4 protein-coding genes and 1 pseudogene are annotated in these 3793 nt (G+C 69.7%); 3 read left to right on the forward strand and 2 right to left on the reverse strand.

Translation table 11 applies throughout. The features are described from left to right. The 3 genes and pseudogenes from AC2W7C_RS14655 to AC2W7C_RS14665 form a co-directional block, all read left to right on the forward strand. Positions 1-445: pseudogene (locus tag AC2W7C_RS14655) on the forward strand (hypothetical protein); the annotation flags it as partial. Between the two features lie 84 nt (positions 446-529). After that, complete coding sequence (locus AC2W7C_RS14660) at positions 530-1843, forward strand: hypothetical protein (protein WP_486002078.1); 1314 nt, start codon at positions 530-532, stop codon at positions 1841-1843. Positions 1844-2104: 261 nt separating this feature from the next. Beyond that, positions 2105-2584: an NAD(P)H-binding protein gene (locus AC2W7C_RS14665; RefSeq protein ID WP_486002079.1), complete on the forward strand. Its 480-nt coding sequence runs from the start codon at positions 2105-2107 to the stop codon at positions 2582-2584. Between the two features lie 18 nt (positions 2585-2602). Here the strand turns inward: AC2W7C_RS14665 and lptB are convergent, their stop codons facing one another. Continuing rightward, positions 2603-3394 (reverse strand): LPS export ABC transporter ATP-binding protein, encoded by a 792-nt coding sequence (gene lptB / locus AC2W7C_RS14670; RefSeq protein ID WP_486002080.1) that lies wholly within the window; start codon positions 3392-3394, stop codon positions 2603-2605. A gap of 6 nt (positions 3395-3400) precedes the next feature. After that, on the reverse strand, positions 3401-3793 hold a 393-nt coding region (locus AC2W7C_RS14675), incomplete at its 5' end, for an LptA/OstA family protein (protein ID WP_486002081.1).

A 3793-nucleotide genomic window follows, 5' to 3' on the forward strand; every position in this document is an offset into this window, starting at 1 on the left:
CTCGCCGCCTGGGCGGCCGCCGGCCTGCTGTCGCTGCCTCGGCATGCTCTGCCAGGGCGTGCTGTTCGTCCTGACCCTGCTGCCGGGTGCGCGCGGCCCCAACCGCTTCGGCCCGGACCCCCGCGATCCCCACGCGCGGGAGGACGGCGGCGGCGCGCGCGGCCTCTACGACGAGGACCGCATGGACGAGCTGTTCGCCCAGGCCAAACGCGAACGGGAGGGCGAGTACAAGCCCGTCTTCGACTTCGGCCCCGGCTCGCAACAGGCGCAGCCCCAACCCCAGATGCAGGCCCAGCCCTACGGCGACGCCCAATACCAGCCCCAGGCCCGCTATCCCGCCCAGCCCGAACAGGCCGCTCCCCCGCCCCGCCAGATGGACTGGGACCGCCCCGCTTGGGACCCTGGCGTCGCCCCCAGCCGCCCCTTCGGCCGCCGGGGCGGGTAGTTCTCCGGCGATCTCGGACGTCCCGAGGCCGGGCCACCCGTCGAAGCGCGGGCTCGCGCTTCATGTTCACCGAAAGGGCCGACCATGACGATCGAGGTCACCAACACGCTTCCGTTCGGCGCAAATGTCCGCGCCCAGCCTGTCTCCGAATACATCGAGGGCGGCCCCCTTCAGCCGTCGCAGTTTTCGGGCGACGCGGGGCAGCGGTTTGAGCACGCGATCACGGAGGCGGGCCAGAGCCGGAATGACGGGACCGGCCAAACGGTCGCGCTTCCTCGCGGCGAGTTGAGAATCAACAGGCCGTTCAACTGCGCCCACCTGGTCTCGATCATCGGCGTGAACAAGCGTGCTTCGATCATCATGCCTGCGCCGGGTTTCGCCGGCTCCTACATGGCGACCGCCATAAGGGATCCGAACCCGCCGCCGCCGCCACCACCGCCGCCGCCGCGGGAGTCGATGTTCGACAACGCACTTGAGCGGCTGACGCTCAACTGCAACCACGTGCCGGGCCTGGGCGGCATCGTCGCTGACGCATGGCAGGAAGGCGGCGGCCTCCAGAAGGTGCTGATCTGGCGCTTCACGACGGAGGGCGTTCGCATTCGCAACGGCGACGGCGGCGCCGCGCATTGCCAGATGGTCGATGTCGAGATCATGGGATCCGACCAGATCCGGGCGACCACCGGCATCTATTTCCAACAGGTCAGCTCGGTCGGCGCGTTCATCCTGACCATCACCAACGCCACCATCTCCGGTTCGCCCAATCCGGTCCAGGGAGGGGACCCGACCGCGTTCCGGCTGACCAACGGCATTCATGTCGAGAAGGACAGCCTGATCTGCAACGCCGTCCACTTCGAGGAGACGAAGACGGGCATCTACCTGGACGGCGACGGCCACCACATCCTGAACGGCGTGACGGGCGCGGCGACGGTGACCAACGTCGTCGAGATCGCACAGACCTTCACCGGCGCCCTCGAGATGAGGGCATGCCGACGCTGGGGCGCGGAGAATCTCGTCCTGGACCACCGCGTCGGCGGCCTGGGCACGATCGCCCATGACACCGACATCATCATCTCGCCGCCCCTGGTGGGGATCGGCGCCAACGCCGCGGGCGGCAACTTCAATGGATCGCTGGCGTCTCCGAACACCGACAAGTCGTTCGGGGTGAGCGGCATCGTCAGGACCGCACCGGGCGTCTACACGATCTCGCTCAGCCAGCCGGGCGCCACCGCCAACAGCTTCACGGCCTACGGCTCCTCCAACACGCCCGGCGGGCTCGTCAACGTGGACCTCGCGAGCACCGGCACGCTGATCCTCACCCACCGCGTGCTGACCGGCGCCGGGACGTGGACTCCGGCCGACGCGAACGAAATCAAGTTCACCGTGGTCCGCTGCGCCTGACGCCGGCCGTTCAGCCGTACATGCCCCCAGGCGCATCCATCGCACCTCCGGGTGCCGGATCACGTCCTCGGCCTTGCACCGCCCCTGGCACGCCGACCACCTGAGCCGCCCGGTCCGCCCGACTAGCCAGACGCGCGTTTCTCGACCAGGAAATCGACCAGCGCTCGAAGCTTGGGCGCCACCTGCTCGCGCGACGGCAGATAGAGGTCGAACCGTCGAACGGCGGGCACCAGGCGTCCAGAACCCGGACCAGGCCCCCCGATGCGATGTGTTCGCGAGGCTCTGAAGGCCGCCATGGCGGGCCAGGACGTCGTCTTCGCCAGCCTGTCCGGCGACATGGACGCCCAGGCCGAAGCCATCGTCGCCGCGATGAAGGCGACCGACGTCCGCAAGCTGATCTTCGTCGCCTCCCTGGGCATCTATGACGAAGTCCCCGGCAAGTTCGGAGAGTGGAACCGGCGCGAGATCGGCGCCTATCTGCCCCCGTATCGCCGGGCGGCTGACATCGTCGAGGCTTCGGGCCTGGACCACGCCGTCCTACGCCCGGCCTGGCTGACCGTCGCCGACGAGATCGACTACGAGACCACGACCCGCGGCGAGCCGTTCAAGGGCACGATCGTTTCGCGCAAGAGCGTCGCCGCCCTGGCCGTCGACCTGATCCTGAATCCCGAACGCATCGTCGCCCTGAACCTAGGCGTGGACAAACCGAATAGCGACGGCGACGCGCCCGACCTGGGCTGAGGGGCGCGAGCGCGCCCCTCAGCCGTACATATCCCCCAGGTAGACCCTTCTCACCTCCGGGTCCCGGATCACGTCCTCGGCCTTGCCTTCGAACAGCACCGCCCCGCCCGAGATGATCGTCGCGTGGTCGGTGATCTCCAGCGTCTCGCGCACGTTGTGGTCGGTGATCAGCACCCCGATCCCGCGCTCGGCCAGGTAGCGGATGACCTGGCGGATGTCGGCGATGGCCAGGGGGTCGATGCCGGCGAAGGGTTCGTCCAGCAGCATGAAGGACGGCTGCCCGGCCAGGGCGCGCGCGATCTCGCAGCGCCGCCGCTCGCCGCCCGACAGGCCCGAGGCCGGCGCGTGCCGCAGATGGTCGATGCGCAGCTCTTCCAAGAGCCGGCTGGTCTCCTCGGCGACCCTGGAACGGTCGGTCTGGTGCAGCTCCACCACCGCCTTGACGTTCTGCTCCACCGTCATGCCGCGGAAGATCGAGGCTTCCTGGGCCAGATAGCCCAGACCCATGCGGGCGCGCTGGTACATCGGCTGGGCGGTGATGTCCTCGCCGTCCAGCCAGATCGAGCCCGAGTCCGGCGGGATCAGGCCGGTGATCATGTAGAAGCAGGTCGTCTTGCCCGCCCCGTTAGGTCCGAGAAGCCCGGCCACCTCGCCGCGCTGCACGGTCAGGGAGACGTCGCGCACCACCTGCCGCGGACCGAACGCCGCGCCAACGTGTTCAGCCCGCAGGCCCGTCGCGCGCGCCGCCGCGGCCGGCGCCTCGGGGGCCGGGTCGTGGACGTTCAGCGCGGACAGTTCCTTGCGGGCCACGCCGGATCAGTTGCTGTCGGGATAGAAGACGCCGCGGATGCGGCCGCCCGACGCGCCTTCCATGCGGGCCGTCTCGGTGCGGGTGTTGTAGGTGAGCCGGCCGCCCGTCAGCACGTTCTGGCCCTGGGTCAGGATCACGTCGCCGGTCACCACCACCTCGTCGTTGGCCACGGTGTAGACGGCCCGGTCGCCCCGGATCGTCTGGGTCGGGGTGACGAAATAGACGTTGCCGGCGGCCTCGATGCGGTTGATGCGGCTGCCCGAGCCGAACCCGTTGATCGCGTCGGCGCGCAGGCGGTTCTGGCCCTGGGTCACCTCGGCGCGGCCGCGCAGGGAGAAGCCCTCGGCGGTGTAGACGCCGTCGTCCGCGCCGATGCCGACCGCCTCGCCGCGCGGCTG

The organism is Brevundimonas sp. CURTG3B2_SDJG, assembly GCF_057364705.1.

Coding starts and splice junctions, on each gene's coding strand:
- AC2W7C_RS14660 (WP_486002078.1), top strand. CDS start 530: ATGACGATCGAGGTCACCAACACGCTTCCGTTCGGCGCAAATGTCCGC.
- AC2W7C_RS14665 (WP_486002079.1), top strand. CDS start 2,105: ATGCGATGTGTTCGCGAGGCTCTGAAGGCCGCCATGGCGGGCCAGGAC.